This window comes from Dehalococcoidia bacterium (assembly GCA_030018455.1).
In the GTDB taxonomy this organism is placed as follows: domain Bacteria; phylum Chloroflexota; class Dehalococcoidia; order DSTF01; family JALHUB01; genus JASEFU01.
This window is the reverse complement of the sequence record JASEFU010000003.1, coordinates 1-14,385: the sequence shown is the minus strand read 5'-3', so window position 1 is coordinate 14,385 and position 14,385 is coordinate 1. Positions and strand designations below refer to the sequence as shown.

The 14,385-nt window shown below is 64.4% G+C and carries 19 protein-coding genes, 3 tRNA genes and 1 other annotated feature; of the genes, 1 reads left to right on the top strand and 21 read right to left on the bottom strand.

Annotated features, from left to right (window positions below):
* Positions 1-27 precede the first annotated feature (27 nt).
* The gene (larC, locus tag QME71_05280) at positions 28-1,236 is read left to right on the top strand and encodes a nickel pincer cofactor biosynthesis protein LarC (protein MDI6857708.1); all 1,209 of its coding nucleotides are present in this window, start codon (positions 28-30) and stop codon (positions 1,234-1,236) included.
* A 15-nt stretch (positions 1,237-1,251) separates the two neighbouring features.
* Here the strand turns inward: larC and QME71_05275 are convergent, their stop codons facing one another.
* From QME71_05275 to QME71_05175, 21 genes are all read right to left on the bottom strand, one after another.
* Positions 1,252-1,803: a hypothetical protein gene (locus tag QME71_05275; protein ID MDI6857707.1), complete on the bottom strand. Its 552-nt coding sequence runs from the start codon at positions 1,801-1,803 to the stop codon at positions 1,252-1,254.
* 107 nt (positions 1,804-1,910) lie between these two features.
* Positions 1,911-2,618, bottom strand: a complete 708-nt coding sequence (gene radC, locus QME71_05270; protein ID MDI6857706.1) for a DNA repair protein RadC — start codon at positions 2,616-2,618, stop codon at positions 1,911-1,913.
* Positions 2,619-2,629: 11 nt separating this feature from the next.
* Positions 2,630-3,064 (bottom strand): hypothetical protein, encoded by a 435-nt coding sequence (locus QME71_05265; GenBank protein ID MDI6857705.1) that lies wholly within the window; start codon positions 3,062-3,064, stop codon positions 2,630-2,632.
* A gap of 12 nt (positions 3,065-3,076) precedes the next feature.
* Positions 3,077-3,589 (bottom strand): LysM peptidoglycan-binding domain-containing protein, encoded by a 513-nt coding sequence (locus QME71_05260; protein ID MDI6857704.1) that lies wholly within the window; start codon positions 3,587-3,589, stop codon positions 3,077-3,079.
* 68 nt (positions 3,590-3,657) lie between these two features.
* Positions 3,658-4,083 carry a 50S ribosomal protein L7/L12 gene (gene rplL / locus QME71_05255; GenBank protein ID MDI6857703.1) on the bottom strand — a complete coding sequence of 142 codons (426 nt, stop codon included), beginning with the start codon at positions 4,081-4,083 and terminating at the stop codon, positions 3,658-3,660.
* Between the two features lie 37 nt (positions 4,084-4,120).
* Positions 4,121-4,681, bottom strand: a complete 561-nt coding sequence (gene rplJ, locus QME71_05250; GenBank protein MDI6857702.1) for a 50S ribosomal protein L10 — start codon at positions 4,679-4,681, stop codon at positions 4,121-4,123.
* An 11-nt stretch (positions 4,682-4,692) separates the two neighbouring features.
* Positions 4,693-4,831 (bottom strand) — a sequence feature (ribosomal protein L10 leader region).
* A gap of 9 nt (positions 4,832-4,840) precedes the next feature.
* The gene (gene rplA, locus QME71_05245) at positions 4,841-5,554 is read right to left on the bottom strand and encodes a 50S ribosomal protein L1 (protein ID MDI6857701.1); all 714 of its coding nucleotides are present in this window, start codon (positions 5,552-5,554) and stop codon (positions 4,841-4,843) included.
* Complete coding sequence (gene rplK, locus QME71_05240) at positions 5,554-5,988, bottom strand: 50S ribosomal protein L11 (protein ID MDI6857700.1); 435 nt, start codon at positions 5,986-5,988, stop codon at positions 5,554-5,556. Before rplK ends, rplA begins: the two co-directional genes overlap by 1 nt.
* A 1-nt stretch (position 5,989) precedes the next feature.
* A complete protein-coding gene (gene nusG, locus QME71_05235) occupies positions 5,990-6,565 on the bottom strand; it encodes a transcription termination/antitermination protein NusG (GenBank protein MDI6857699.1) in 576 nt (191 codons plus the stop codon).
* Positions 6,566-6,647: 82 nt separating this feature from the next.
* Entirely contained in the window at positions 6,648-6,950 is a 303-nt protein-coding gene (secE, locus tag QME71_05230; GenBank protein ID MDI6857698.1) for a preprotein translocase subunit SecE, read from the bottom strand.
* A 33-nt stretch (positions 6,951-6,983) separates the two neighbouring features.
* Entirely contained in the window at positions 6,984-7,148 is a 165-nt protein-coding gene (gene rpmG, locus QME71_05225) for a 50S ribosomal protein L33 (protein MDI6857697.1), read from the bottom strand.
* A gap of 37 nt (positions 7,149-7,185) precedes the next feature.
* Positions 7,186-8,385 carry an elongation factor Tu gene (gene tuf / locus QME71_05220; protein ID MDI6857696.1) on the bottom strand — a complete coding sequence of 400 codons (1,200 nt, stop codon included), beginning with the start codon at positions 8,383-8,385 and terminating at the stop codon, positions 7,186-7,188.
* 23 nt (positions 8,386-8,408) lie between these two features.
* Positions 8,409-8,484 (bottom strand) — tRNA-Thr (locus QME71_05215).
* A gap of 188 nt (positions 8,485-8,672) precedes the next feature.
* A tRNA-Tyr gene (locus QME71_05210) sits at positions 8,673-8,758 on the bottom strand.
* 15 nt (positions 8,759-8,773) lie between these two features.
* A tRNA-Thr gene (locus QME71_05205) sits at positions 8,774-8,849 on the bottom strand.
* 120 nt (positions 8,850-8,969) lie between these two features.
* Positions 8,970-10,337, bottom strand: coding sequence for a cysteine--tRNA ligase (gene cysS / locus QME71_05200; GenBank protein MDI6857695.1), 1,368 nt, complete (start codon positions 10,335-10,337; stop codon positions 8,970-8,972).
* Positions 10,334-10,996: a serine O-acetyltransferase gene (gene cysE, locus QME71_05195; GenBank protein MDI6857694.1), complete on the bottom strand. Its 663-nt coding sequence runs from the start codon at positions 10,994-10,996 to the stop codon at positions 10,334-10,336. The genes cysS and cysE overlap by 4 nt, the downstream gene beginning before the upstream one ends.
* 141 nt (positions 10,997-11,137) lie before the next feature.
* Positions 11,138-11,611, bottom strand: a complete 474-nt coding sequence (gene ispF, locus QME71_05190) for a 2-C-methyl-D-erythritol 2,4-cyclodiphosphate synthase (GenBank protein MDI6857693.1) — start codon at positions 11,609-11,611, stop codon at positions 11,138-11,140.
* Positions 11,612-11,615: 4 nt separating this feature from the next.
* Positions 11,616-12,308 carry a 2-C-methyl-D-erythritol 4-phosphate cytidylyltransferase gene (gene ispD, locus QME71_05185; GenBank protein ID MDI6857692.1) on the bottom strand — a complete coding sequence of 231 codons (693 nt, stop codon included), beginning with the start codon at positions 12,306-12,308 and terminating at the stop codon, positions 11,616-11,618.
* A gap of 29 nt (positions 12,309-12,337) precedes the next feature.
* Entirely contained in the window at positions 12,338-13,393 is a 1,056-nt protein-coding gene (locus QME71_05180; GenBank protein MDI6857691.1) for a PIN domain nuclease, read from the bottom strand.
* A gap of 219 nt (positions 13,394-13,612) precedes the next feature.
* The gene (locus tag QME71_05175) at positions 13,613-14,242 is read right to left on the bottom strand and encodes a VTT domain-containing protein (protein MDI6857690.1); all 630 of its coding nucleotides are present in this window, start codon (positions 14,240-14,242) and stop codon (positions 13,613-13,615) included.
* Between the last annotated feature and the right edge of the window lie 143 nt (positions 14,243-14,385).

Genomic DNA, 14,385 nt, shown 5'->3' with positions numbered 1-14,385 from the left:
CCGGGTATCCCCCGGCTGGAGCGTTCTGTGCCGACAGTCGCCTATCTCGACTGCTTCGCCGGCGTCAGCGGCGATATGCTGCTGGGCGCGCTGATTGACGCCGGCCTTCCGCTGCCCGCGCTGCGGGAAGAGCTCGCGAAGCTGGGGATCGAAGGGTATGCGCTGGAGGCGGTGAAGGTGCGACGCGCGGGACTGGCGGCGACCCTTCTTCAGGTGCACATCGAAGAGGGCGCCCCCCATCGCTCGGCGACCGAAATGATAGCAGTGGTGCGACGGAGCGGCCTGCCCGATGGCGACAGGGAGAAGGCGGTCGCTGTCCTGGAGCGGCTGGCAGAAGTGGAAAGCGCGGTGCACGGCGCATCTCCCGAGTCCATCGAGCTGCACGAGTTGGGCTCGCCGGACACCCTCGTCGATATCGTCGGGACTGTGGTGGGCCTGCGCCTGCTGAAAGTCGAGGAGCTCTTCGCGTCTCCCCTTCCCCCGGGCAGCGGTTTCGTGAAGACCGCGCACGGCACCCTTCCCGTCCCTGCCCCCGCCACTCTCGCGATCATGACGCGCGCGGGCGCTCCCCTCGCGAGCGCGGAATGGCAGGGAGAAGTGACGACGCCCACGGGGGCCGCCATCATCACGACGCTGGCGAAGTTTGAGAGGCCCTTAATGAGACTGACCGGCCTGGGCTACGGCGCCGGCAGCCGCGACCCGGAAGACCATCCGAACGTGCTTCGCCTCTGGCTGGGCGAACGGGCGGGCGCAAGGGGGGCGATGCTTCTGCTGGAGACGAATGTCGATGACATGACAGGCGAGGTTCTCGGCTACGTGCAGGAGCGCCTCTTCGCCGCCGGCGCCGCCGATGTCTGGTTCACCCCCATCCAGATGAAAAAGAACCGTCCCGCCGTCAAGCTCTCCGTCCTCTGCCCGAGCGAGAGGGAGAGCGAGATCGTTGCGCTCCTTCTGGAGGAGACGTCGACGCTGGGGGTGAGGACGGTGGACGTTCGTCGCCACGAGGCGCAGCGTGAGACGTTCCAGTTCGCGTCCAGCCTGGGGCAGGCGATCGTGAAAGTGAAGCGCCTGGGCGGCCGGGTAGCGCAGGCGGCGCCGGAATACGAGGCCTGCCGGCGCCTTGCGCAGGAAACGGGTCTTCCGCTGATCGAGGTATACCGGATCGTGCAGGCGGAGGCGCTGGCGGAAATAGAAAAGAGAAGACGCCCATCACAGGCGCCCTCTTCGGACAAATGATGCTCTTGCCTGCTGCTACTGAGTGCCAGTCGCTATCACCAGGCTCGTGACTTCGTCGTCCTCGCTGACCATTACCCAGGCAGCGGTCTTGCCGCCGTCCTTGGTCCAGACGCCGACTCCCGCCTCGCCCGTGTCTTCGTCGCCGCCGCTGAACGTCCACTCCTCCTTCCAGTCGCCCATCTTGTCTTTGTACCATTCGAAGACGTCGCTTGGCGGGTCATCGACCTCGTACATGGCGAACGTGACCTTCCCGTAGTCCTCGGGGTCCGTGGGGGCGCCGACCATGGGGATCGGCATCTCGGAACCGGACCACTCGCCGGAAGAAACGCGCTTCGCCCCCGGGTATATGGGCACGCCCGCCAGCGGCTCTCCTTCACCGTCCTCCTTATCGCCATCTTCAGCCTTCGTTGGCTTCGCCTCCGGCGTCTCTTCCTCTGCGTCGGCGGCTTCTCGCGTCTCCGCGGCCACGGGCTCCTCTTCATCTCCGTCACCGCCGCCGCAGGAGACGGCCAACGCGCCCGCGAACAGCGCCAAGATTATGAGGACGAACGCCAGTCCTCTCTTCACGCTACACCTCCTTGCATGCCTTCCTGTAGAAGTCGCCTGGATTATCGTTTATGCGCCGTGCTCCGGTCAATCGGGGTTATCCCTTAGCGCCGGAACGGCCTTCACGGTCACGAGAAGCCCAGTTTCCGTTCTTTCAGACTGACGTAACGCCCGTGCCCGACAACAAGATGATCGAGGACTTCAATGTTGAGGAGCCGGCCAGCCTCGATGGCGGAGCGCGTGAGGGAAATGTCGTCGTTGGAGGGGGTAGGATCGCCGGAGGGATGATTGTGCACGATGACGATGGCGGGGCAGTTTCGCCTTATCGCTTCCCGAAATAGCTCGCCGATCCGCACCTGCGAGCTGTTGACGCTGCCCTTGTAGACCTCCGGCACACCCATCACCTCGTTGCGCGCGTTCAGCAGCACAACCCGCAGGTGCTCCTGCTCCAGCAGCCCCATCTCTGTGAGCAGCAGGTTCGCCACGTCGGCGGGGGAACGCACGGACGCCCTCGCCTCCGGCTGCATGGACGACAGGCGCCTCCCCAGCTCGAGGGCCGCCTTGAGCTGGGCCGCCTTCGCCTCGCCTAGTCCTTTTTCATTGCACAGCTCGGCGAAGCCCGCCTTCGCCAGTCCCGCCAGTCCCTGGCGCTGCGAGAGCAGCCTCGCCGCCAGCGCCAGGACGCCTTCGCGGCTCGTTCCCGTGCGCAGGATGATGGCGAGAAGCTCGGCGGTGGACAGCGCCTGCGGGCCATAGTCGCGCAGGCGCTCGCGCGGACGCTCCGACTTCGGCATGTCGCGTATGAGTGCGTGGTACTCAACGACATTCGCGTCCATGGTGTCGCCTCTCACTCCTCACGGACGTGCCGGCTCTTCTTCCCTGTTTTCCGGACCGAAACGACGGCGTTTGTGTGAGGGTAATGCGTCACGGCAACGAGATCGCCTTCCTCGAGCTGTTGGTGCTCGAGCGGGTCGATCTTGAAGACCTTTCGGTTGACATAAATGTAATGACTGCGGAGGACAAACATGTCGGTGCCCCGCCACTTGCGCGATATCTCCCCCTCCGTCACCTGCGGCTTTGCGACGAGGTCGCGCAGCGCCTGCACGCTCTGGTAGCCGGAGAGCAGCGTCACCAGGCCAAGGATGACCAGCAGCGGGATGGCCCCGTTCCCTTCTGAGATGAAGGCGGCGATCCAGGCCGCCGCGAAAGCGAGGAAGAACGGTGTGAATATGATGGCGTCGCGGATTACGGAGCCTCTGGCGGAAGGGGTCTCCCCGTTCAAGCGTCGGCCGCCTTATCTTGGTATCAGCAGCGTCTGGCCGGGTTGGAGCACCGGGTCCGCAGGGTCGAGGCCGTTGAGTTCAGCGACCCGGGTCGCGAAGGCGGCCAGGTCCTCGCCGGGGGGGAGATTGCGCTCGGCGATGTCGAAGAGGGTGTCGCCTTCGCCGACGATGTACTCAATGGGGCCGCCGGGTGTTGGCGTGGCCGTGGGCGGGGGGACAGTCGGCGTCACCGTGGTCAGCGCCGAAGTTGCCTCAGGAGTCGGAGACATTCGGGCAGCCGTCGGCGCCACGATCTCGGGAAGCGACTCCCTCGGCTCCTCAGCGGGCTTGAGCAGTAGCCACATCGCGACGGCGGTGCCGACCAGCAGTGTGAGCAGTGAGCCCCGATAGAGGAGGTACGACGGCAGGGCGCTGACGGGCTTCAAGCATTCGGCGCACAGCTCGTCGCCGTGCTCATCGCAGTACAGCCTGCCGCACCGCCGGCACTCCGCGACCGCATCCTCTTGACAGGCGTAGCACTTCATGCGGAGTGCAATATAGCAGCTTTTCGCCTGTCTGACCAGACATCAGGGCCCGATTCAGCGGAGGACTTCTAGGTAAGCTCTACCGTTGCCCCCGCCTCGCGCAACTTGGTCGCGGCGACTTCGGCCTCTTCCTTCGGCACGCCCTCTTTGACGTTGGTGGGAGCGCTCTCCACCAGGTCCTTCGCCTCCTTGAGCCCGAGGGTCGTGACTTCGCGGACGGCCTTGATGACGTTGATCTTGTTCGGCCCCATGTCCTTGAGGACGACCGTCCACTCGGTCTTCTCTTCCTCCTCGGCGGCGGGAGCAGCCTCAGCGGCGGCCGCGGGAGCGGCGGCGGCAGCGACCGGCGCGGCAGCGACGGCGACCGGCGCGGCGCTCACCCCGAACTCCTCCTCGATCCGCTTGTTGAGGTCGCGTATCTCCAGGATCGTCATCTCCTTGATGAGATCGAACGCCTGCTCGACGCGGTTTTTGTCGGCCTTCTTCTCCGCCATGTTGTTCCTCCTTAAGGAAGTCGTGGTCTCAGTCTTGTTATGCCCGCTCGAGTTGCTCGGCCCGCGCCCTGAGCAGGCCTCCCAACTGAGTGAGGGTCGAATTGAGCAGCGGCGCGGTAGGATGATGCGTCGCCGAGCCCAGCAGGCCGGACAGGCGGGATACACCCGCCTGCAACCCGCCCATCAGGCGCGCCACGAGCACGGGGCGAGGGGGCAGCATCGCCAGGTCGTTCAGGTCGCGCGCGGAGAGGATGCGTCCGCCGGCGAAGGCGCGTCGCGGCACGAAGGCGTTCTTCGCCGCCTGGACGTACTCTCTTATCGCTTTCGCCGTCTCCACCTCGTCGCCGGCCGCGAAAACGATTGCCGTGGGCCCCTCCGCCAACTCCGCCACCTCCGGCTTCTGCGCGGACTCGGCGGCCAGCTTCAGGAGGGTGTTCTTGACCACGCGTACCTGCATGCCCTTCGCTTTGAGCTGGCGCCGGAGCTGTCCCATCTCGGTGACGCGCAGCCCCTGGTACTCTGCCCCGATCAGGACGTTGCTGCGGGAGATCTCTTCGCTCAGTTCCCGGACGATCTGGCGCTTCTTATCAGTCGGCATCTCCGCATCCCTCTGTCATACAAAAAGGCCCTTGCCGTCACAGACAAAGGCCCCAGCGCCTCACCAGCGCCCTTCGGTTCCTCTTCGCCTCGGCGGGCTGCTTTAACCCGGAACGGGACCCGCTGTCTGTGGCGACCGTGTTGATATTGTAACCGCGTGTTAACCTGTGCTCAAGCTGAGCGTCGACCCCAACTCAAGCTTGATCCCCGGCCCCATGGTGGTGGCCAGGGTCATGCTCTTGATGAACTGCCCCTTAGCGCCGCTGGGGCGCGACTTGACAATCGCCTCCACCATGGCCGCCAGGTTGTCCCGCAGCTTGTCGTTGTCAAAGCTGACCTTTCCGATGGGCACGTGAACGAGGGCGCTGCGATCAAGCCGGAACTCCACTCGCCCCTGGCGGGCGTCGCGGACGGCCTTCGCCAGGTCCGGGCCATCGAGCACGGTGCCCGAACGGGGGTTGGGCATGAGCCCGCGGGGACCGAGGATCCGTCCCAGCCGGCCCACCTTGCCCATAAGCTCGCGCTGCGCAAGCGCCACGTCGAAGTCCGTCCAGCCTCCCTCGACCTTCTTGATGAGGTCGTCGCCGCCGACGTAATCGGCGCCCGCCTCTTCGGCCGCTTTCGCCGGCTCCCCTTCCGCGAACACCGCTACCCGCACTGTCCTGCCCAGGCCGTGGGGCAGCAGCACCGAGCCGCGGAGCTGCTGGTCGGCGTGGCGCGGGTCAAGGCCGGTGCGCACGTGAAGCTCGACCGTCTCGTCGAAGTTGGCGTACGCGGCCTTCTTCGCCAGGTCGATCGCCTCGTCCGGCGGGTACGGCCGCTGCCGGTCGACGAGCGACGCCGCTTGCTCGTATTTCTTGCCTGCCTTGACCATTATTCCTCGTCCCTGCCGATCTCAATCCCCATGCTACGCGCCGTCCCCTCGATCATCTTTACCGCCGCGTCGAGGTCGATCGCGTTAAGGTCGCGCATCTTGAGCTGGGCGATCTCCTGCACCTTCGAGCGGGGGATGGCGCCCACCTTCTCGCGCTTCTGGGAAGCGCTGCCCTTTTCTATGCCCAGGGCCCGCTTCAGCAGGTCGGAGACGGGCGGCGTCTTCAGGACGTAAGTAAAGGAGCGGTCCTCGAACACCGTTATCTCGACAGGAACGATGGTGCCCGCCTGGGAGGACGTCTTCTCGTTGTAGTCTTTGCAGAACGCCATGATGTTGACGCCGTGCTGCCCCAGCGCCGGCCCGACAGGGGGCGCCGGGTTGGCCTTTCCCGCCTCGATCTGGAGCTTGATGACCGCCCTTATCTTCTTCGCCACGCTAGAGCCTTTCCACCTGCAGGAAGTCGAGTTCGACCGGCGTCTCCCGCCCGAAGAACGAGACGAGGACTCTCACCCTGCCCTTCTCCAGGTTGATCTCGTCCACCTGGCCCGCGAAGTCCTGGAACGGCCCATCGATGATGCGCACACTCTGGCCGACAGTGAAGCCGACCTTCACGCGCGGCTCCTCAGCCCGCATCTGGCGCAGGATCTTCTTCACCTCGTCGACGTCAAGAGGCGTCGGCCGGCTGCCCGACCCGACAAATCCGGTCACTCCCGGCGTGTTGCGCACGACGAACCAGGCGCGGCTGGACTTCGGGTCGTCCTCCCGCAGCTCGATCATCTGCACCAGCACGTAGCCCGGAAACACCTTCTTCTCCACCGTCCGCCGCTGTCCGTCGCGGATCTCGATCTCTTCCTCCGTCGGCACCACAACGTGGAAGATGAGGTCGCGCGCGTCCATCGACTCGATGCGGTGTTCGAGGTTGGTCTTTACCTTGTTCTCGTAGCCGGAGTAGGTGTGAATGACGTACCAGGCCCTGTCTTCGATGGAAACGTCGGCCAGCTCCTCCGACAGAGGGGCTTCCTCTTGTTTCTCCTCGGCCTGCTCCTCGACGACGGGAGTGCTCTTCTTCTTCTTTGCCACCTTCCCCCAACCCCTAACGTAATAGTGTGTTGGAAATGACCCAGTTAAATAGCATGTCGATGCCACCGAGGAAGAAGCCGATCGCCACGGCCACTACGACGACAACAATCGTGAGATTGACGGTCTCCTGCCGCGTTGGCCACGTCACCTTGCGCAGCTCGCTGATGATCTCCTCGACCCATCGCGGCACGAAGCGGCGCCAGCCCTTTTTCTTCGCTGCCGGCGGCCCCCCACGGACCGGCTTCGGCGCTTTCAACGGGGCCGGCCGCTTCGACGATTTCGTCGTCATCGGGTGCCGTCTCAAGGCGCGGCTCATGTCAGGGTCCTTTCACCGAGGAACGGACGCCGTTCAGCGTACCTCGCGGTGCAGGCGATGTACGCGGCAGCGCGGACAGTACTTGCGCAGCTCGATCCGGTCAGGGTCGTTCCTGCGGTTCTTGGTAGTCGTATAGTTCCTCTCGCGGCACTCGGTGCACGCGAGGTTGATGATTATTCTCTCTTCCTTCTTTGCCATTCCTTGCCCTTCCCGGCCGGGTCAGGCCACAGCGCCTCTATTCGAGGACCTTCGTCAGGACGCCTGCGCCCACAGTGCGGCCGCCCTCGCGGATCGCGAAGCGCACGCCTTCCTCCAGCGCTACCTCCTCGATGAGCTTGACCTTCATGTTCACGTTGTCGCCGGGCATGACCATCTCGACACCCTCCGGCAGCTCTACGGAGCCGGTAACGTCGGTGGTGCGGATGTAGAACTGCGGCCGGTAGCCGGCGAAGAAGGGGGTGTGCCGTCCGCCCTCTTCCTTCGACAGCACGTACACGCGGCCCTCGAAGTGGGAGTGCGGCTTTATGCTGCCCGGCGCGGCGATTACCTGGCCCCTGGCCACCTCATCGCGCTCGATGCCACGCAGAAGCAGGCCGACGTTGTCGCCCGGCTCCCCGAAGTCCAGCGTCTTGCGGAACATCTCCACGCCCGTGACTACCGTCTTGCGCGTCTCCCCCAGGCCGACGATTTCGACCTCCTCGCCGACCTTGACCACGCCGCGCTCGATCCGGCCCGTAACGACGGTGCCGCGCCCCTTGATGCCGAAGACGTCCTCGACGGGCATGAGGAACGGCTGATCGCGGGGCCTCTCCGGCTGCGGGATGTGCTCATCTATGGCGTCGAGCAACTGGAATATGCTCTGGAACTCCGGTGCGTTCGGGTCCTTGCTCTCCGACTCCATCGCCTGGAGAGCGGAGCCGCGAATGATCGGCAGGTCGTCTCCGGGGTAGCCGTAGCTTGTCAGGAGCTCGCGTAGCTCCAGCTCGACGAGGTCGAGGAGCTCGGGGTCGTCCATCTGGTCGATCTTATTGAGGTAGACGACCATCGCCGGCACCTCCACCTGGCGGGCCAGCAGGACGTGCTCGCGCGTCTGCGGCATCGGCCCCTCGGGGGCGGCGACGACGAGGATCGCGCCGTCCATCTGGGCAGCGCCGGTGATCATGTTCTTGATATAGTCAGCATGGCCGGGGCAGTCGATGTGGGCGTAGTGGCGTTTCTCCGTCTCGTACTCCACATGCTGCACCTGGATAGTGATGCCACGGGCGCGTTCTTCGGGGGCATTGTCGATGCTCCAGAAGTCACGGTACTCCGCCAGCCCCTTCAGCGATAAAGCCTTCGTGATGGCTGAAAGGAGAGTCGTTTTCCCATGGTCGACGTGACCGATGGTGCCGACATTTACGTGGGGCTTGGTGCGCTCGAACTTCTTCTTGGCCATGTTGCTTTTATCCCTCCTAAGCTTGGAGCCCACACCCGGACTCGAACCGGGGACCCCGTTCTTACCAAGAACGTGCTCTACCTGCTGAGCTATGTGGGCGCCTTAACTGAATAGCAGCGGCGGCAGCTGTCCCGCGCCGCTCTCCAATTATGACAGCGCGCGCCCTTTCGGGCCATCACGCCTGCTGTTCTCGTCATAGGGTGTGTCCTGGAGGCGCTTGCGTCAAGCCCGGAGCCGTTTCTCCGCTGCTTGCGTCTCGCCTCCTTGGGCTCCCTCAAGCTCAGAGTTGGTGGAGGGGGCAGGATTCGAACCTGCGTAGCCGTTAGGCTGCGGTTTTACAGACCGCCGGTTTTAGCCACTCACCCACCCCTCCGGGTAAGGCAGAGCTTGGAGCCCGAGGGGGGATTCGAACCCGCCAACCTACCGATTACAAGTCGGTTGCGCTACCATTGCGCCACTCGGGCGGCCTACTCAGGCGTAACAAAATTAGGCCCCCGATCAACGGGGCTCATATCATGCATTAGTATAGACTCTGCAAGATGCAAAGTCAATGCAAAGCGCGTCTACGGTGCTGCGCGGGCCCATCACTTCTTGCGCCGCCAGACCGTCCCCTCGCGCGTGTCCTCGAGCGCGATCCCCAGGTCACTCAGGCGGCTGCGGATCTTGTCCGCCAGCGCCCACTGTTGCGCTTCCCGCAGGTCGTTGCGCACTTCGATGAGCAGCTCGATGAACGGGGCCGCCGCAATCGCGCCCTCTTCTTCCTCGAGTCGCAGCCCCAGCACTCCCGCCAGCTCGAGAAGCGTCGCCTGCGCCTGCGCGACCGGCCGCCCTTCGTCGCGGGCGCGGTTTATCTCACGCGCCAGGGCGAACAGAGCGGCCAGCGCCTGAGCGGTGTTGAGGTCGTCGTCCATCGCCTCGATGAAGCGCTGCCGGTAAGGCGCTGCGTCAATGTCGTCTCCCGCGCCATCCGGCGACGGCGTCCGTGCGGCGATGCGCAGCCGCTCTACCCCTTTGCGCGCCGCATTCAGCGCCTCGTCCGCGTACGTGAGAGGATTACGGTAGTGTGAGGTGAGGATAAACAGACGCAGTGTGTCGCTGCCGTGCTCGGCAACGGCGTCGGCGATGGGCACGAGGTTGCCCAGAGAGCGCGTCATCTTCTCCTCGCTCTCGCTGAGACGCACGAGGCCGTTGTGCACCCAGAAGCGCACGAAGGGCTTCTTCCCCGCGTAGCTCTCCGATTGCGCCTTCTCGTTCTCGTGATGAGGGAAGATCAGGTCTTGCCCGCCGCCGTGTATGTCCAGCGTCTCCCCCAGGTACTTGCGCGACATCACCGAGCACTCGATGTGCCAGCCGGGGCGTCCTGGCCCCCAGGGGCTGTCCCAAGCCGGCTCTCCCGCCTTCGATGCCTTCCAGAGCGCGAAGTCCATCGGGTGCTCCTTGCGCTCGTCCACCTCGATGCGGGCGCCCGCCTGCAAGTCTTCCAGCGACCTGCCGGAAAGCTCGCCGTAGTCCTCATCGCGCGTCACGCGAAAGTAGACGTCGCCGTCGATCTCGTACGCGTATCCCCTAGCGATGAGCCCCTGTATCATCTCGATCATCCCCGGGATCTCTTCCGTCGCCCGCGGGTAGACGTGCGCCCTCTGGACGTTGAGTGCGTCCATGTCGTCGAAGAACTGCTCCGTGTAGCGCTCGGCGAGCTGATCGATGGTCACGCCGAGCGACTCAGCGCGGGCGATTATCTTGTCTTCGATGTCGGTAAAGTTCTGAACGTGACGGACCTTATAGCCCCGGTATTCCAGGTAGCGGCGGAGCACGTCGAAGATGACGTAGCTCATCGCGTGCCCGACGTGACAGGGGGCGTAGAGGTTGGGGCCACAAACGTACATCTTCACCGTGTCGTCGGCGGGCTGGAAATCGTTCTGTTTTCGCGTCAGCGTGTTGTAGAGTCTCATGCTTCCTCTGTCGTTCGCCGCTCGGTGGCTGCTTCGAGGGCGGCCAGTCGCGCCTCGAATTGCTGAATCTTCTTCTCAAGCTCATCGATGCGGTCCCACTCCGGATCGGGGAGACGCACAATCGTATCGTCGCCGGGATCATGGTAGGCGACGACGTGTCCGGGCACGCCCACCACCGTCGCGTTCGGCGGCACGTTCGTGACGACGACGGAGCCCGCGCCTATCCGCGCGTTCTCGCCGATGACCACGGCGCCGATGATCTCCGCCCCAGCTCCGACGACCGTGTTGTTTCCGAGGGTGGGATGGCGCTTCTCTCGCCTCGTGCTCGTGCCGCCAAGGGTCACGCCCTGGTACAGGTGGCAGTTGTCGCCGATCTCCGCCGTCTCGCCGATGACGATTCCCATGCCGTGGTCGATGAACAGTCCCTCGCCGATCTTGGCGCCGGGATGAATTTCAATGCCGGTGAGGAAGCGGCTCAAGTGCGAGATAAGACGCGGCAGCAGCGGGATGCGACGATTGTACAGGGTGTGGGCCAGACGGTGAAGCTGCCGGGCATGGAAGCCGGGGTAGGCCAGCACCACCTCCAGGTTGCTCACCGCCGCCGGGTCCCTTTCGCGGGCCGCCCGAATGTCCCTCATTATGCTCTTGATGACCGACACCTTACGTTGCTCCTTTCAGTGGGAAGCCTGTGCGCGCTGCCGTTTTGGGGCGCCCCGCGGGGCACCCCTGAAGACAGCCGCAGCCGTGGCCGCTCCCGCTCCGAAGGAGATTGCGGGCATTGCCCTCGAAAGGAAACCGATTCATCGTCGTTCGATGAGGGCGATCGCCAGCGCCGCGACGCCTTCGCCGCGGCCGATCGCTCCCATTCCTTCCTGCGTCGTCGCTTTCACGTTCACCTGTGTCTCGTCAACGGCGAGAGCGCCCGCGATGGCGCGTCGCATCTCCGGCATGTGCTCCTGCAGGCGCGGCCGCTCGGCGATGACCGTGGCATCGACGTTCTCGATACGGTATCCCGCGCCGGCGACCAGCTCTCCCACCCTCCGCAGCAGCTCCCTGCTGTCGGCGCCCGCGTACGCGGGGTCGCCGGGAGGGAAGTGCCGGCCGATGTCGCCGAGGGCGGCGGCGCCGAGCAGGGCATCGCAAATAGCGTGCAACAGGGCATCGCCGTCGCTGTGGCCGCTCAGACCGTCCTCGCCCCCGATTTCGACTCCGCCCAGCACTAGGCGGCGCCCCTTTGCGAAGGGATGCACGTCGTAACCTATGCCGGCGCGCATCTCCCTACGCCCGATGCCATCGCAGCAAGACCTGAGTGAGCAGCAGGTCCTCCTGCGTCGTTACTTTCAAGTTCTGGTATGACCCCATGTACACCTTGACGGGCACGCCGATCTGCTCCACAAGCGTCGCGTCATCGTCGGCGCGCAGCTTGCCGGCCTCGCGGTGGGCGCGCAGCAGCACCTCGTAGCGGAAGACCTGCGGCGTCTGGATAAGCCACAGACGCCGCCGGCTGAGACTCTTCTCTACCTGGCCCATGTCGTTGACGAGCTTGACGGCGTCGTTCAGGGGTACGGCGCAGGTGGCCGCGCCAGTCTCGCGCGCCGCCGCCAGCCCCTGTTCGATGAGGCGTCTGGTCACGAGCGGCCGCGCCCCATCGTGCACCACGACCCACTCGCACCGCTCCAGGGCGGCGAGACCGGCCCGGACGGAGTCCTGCCGCTCCTCGCCACCGGTGCATATGGACGCTACCTTGGTGTAACGGCCGCCTTTCACCAGCGAGTGCCCCAGCTTCTCGCGGCCCGACGCCAGCACGAGGACGACGCGGTTGACGGACGGGCAGTGCTGGAAAACGGAGAGAGTGTGGGCTATCAGCGGCCGTCCCGCCAGCGATGCCCACAGCTTGTCGCCTCCGCCCATGCGCCGGCTGCGTCCGGCCGCCAGCACGATTGCCCCGACGCCGACCATTCCGGTCTTCATCTCTGCTTCTTCGTTGGAGGTAACCACCGCTATCCGTTACCTTTTGGCTGGGCAAAGATCATCCGCCCTGCCACTGTTTGTAGCACGCGCGTAACGATGATGTCGATCTCTTCATTCAGGTAGCGCCGCCCGCCTTCCACCACTACCATCGTCCCGTCGTCGAGGAAGCCGACGCCCTGCCCGCTCTCCTTGCCTTCCTGGATGATGCGCGTTGTCATCTCCTCGCCCGGCAGGACAACCGACTTCACGGCGTTGGCGAGCTGGTTGATGTTGAGTATGCGGATACCCTGGAGCTCGGCCACCCGGTTGAGGTTGAAGTCGTTGGTGAGGATGGGGCAGCCGTAAATGGAAGCGAGGCGGACCAGCTTGCTGTCCACGTCCTGCACGTCCTCGAAGTCCTCGTCGGTTATCTCAATCGGCACCGGCGACTCCTTCTGCAAACGGTTCAGGATATCGAGTCCGCGCCGGCCGCGGTTGCGCCGCAGAGCGTCTGGAGAATCGGCGATGTGCCGCAACTCATCGAGGACGAACCGCGGGAGGACAAGGGTGCCGGGGACGAACCCTGCCTCGGAGATGTCGGCGATGCGGCCGTCGATGATCGCGCTTGTATCGACGAGTAGCTTCTGGCTCGAGCCGCTGTTCCCGAATAGAACGCCGGAACTGTATCGAAAGTTGATCGGGCTGCGCCGCCCGATGATCGCCGCAAACTCCTCCTGGCGGCTAAGCAGCAGCCACATGGCGAAGGCCGACAGCAAAAAAGCGGCCGCGAGCGGCGTAATCCAGTCAGCCGGCTCCGGAAGGCGCAAGAAGGCGGGCACAAGCAGCGCGGAGATGATAAGACCGATTATCAGTCCGGCGAGCGCGAGCGTCAGTTGCAGCAGAGAGAAAGACCGGAACCAGGCCTGGACCATTCTCAGCGGCCAGAACAGCAAACGGGGCAGGCTGATGGAGCCGGCCATCCCCAGCAACAGCAAACCCGGAAGCAGCGCTGCCGGGCCGTCTTCTCCACTTGCTGGGCGGGCTCCCCACAAGCCGCCGCTGCTCCAGACGACCGCCTCCATGCAGCGCACGACTAACTGTACCATGATAAGTGCTCCTCCCAAGCCGAATAAGAAAAAAAGCGCACCGAGGTGCACTCCCCAAAGTGAGAACCTCCCTAATTCCCGAAGACAGTTTCATCTGTCGGAATTCGCCCTTTCAAGAAATGATAGCAAGTACTTGAAGGGCTGTAAAGGAGAGTTTTCCCTAGCAATACCCGTGACGAACACTGAGGAGCCGGCCGCGCCGATAGCCCCCGCCTACCCTTAATCAAAGAGCTGTTCGATCAGGTTCAGGCTGGCCACGCCGGTGGCGGCTATGAGCATGTTCTTCGCCGTCTTCCCCACCCATACGGCGAAGAAGAAACGCCATACAGGCATCCTCGTCGCGCCTGCCAGCACTCCCGCCACGTCGAATATCGGGTTGGGAATAGCCGAGAACAGCAGCATCGTTATCGTCCCGTGGGCAGCCATCCAGTTCCGCGCGACCTTATAGAAGGGCCTCTGCTGCACGAAGGCGCCCCCGCCGTAGCCGGCCGCGTAACCCGTGAACTCACCCAGCGCCTCGCCCAGGCCCGCCGCCAGCCCGACGAGTACCGGCGTCGGTATCCCGAGCAACGGGTCGAGCAGGACGCCCCCGCTGAAGATCGCCGCGATGCTCGGCATGGGCAGAATGATGGAAGAGGCGCCCACCAGGCTGATAGCGAAGATGCCCAGGTACCCGTACTTCCGCAGTTCGGCGATGTCAAGGTCGAAGTAAAAGAAAGCAAAGGCGATCGCCGTGACAAGCAGCACGGCGCCGGCGAGGAACACGTATTCGCTTTGCCAGGAGAGCAGCGCCCTTCTCCCGACGGCGGAGCTCGTTTCCAGCGCGTCCTCGGTCTCGGGACGGGTCATGTACTCCCGCTCCCGGCTCTGTTCAGGCTCCTCACGCCTCCTCCTGCTTGAACCATTATAGGGGGGCCTTCGCTAAAGTATAGCGAAATGCGCTCGTCCAGATACATTCCGTACACCATAATGCCACGTGGGGAGAGGAAGAT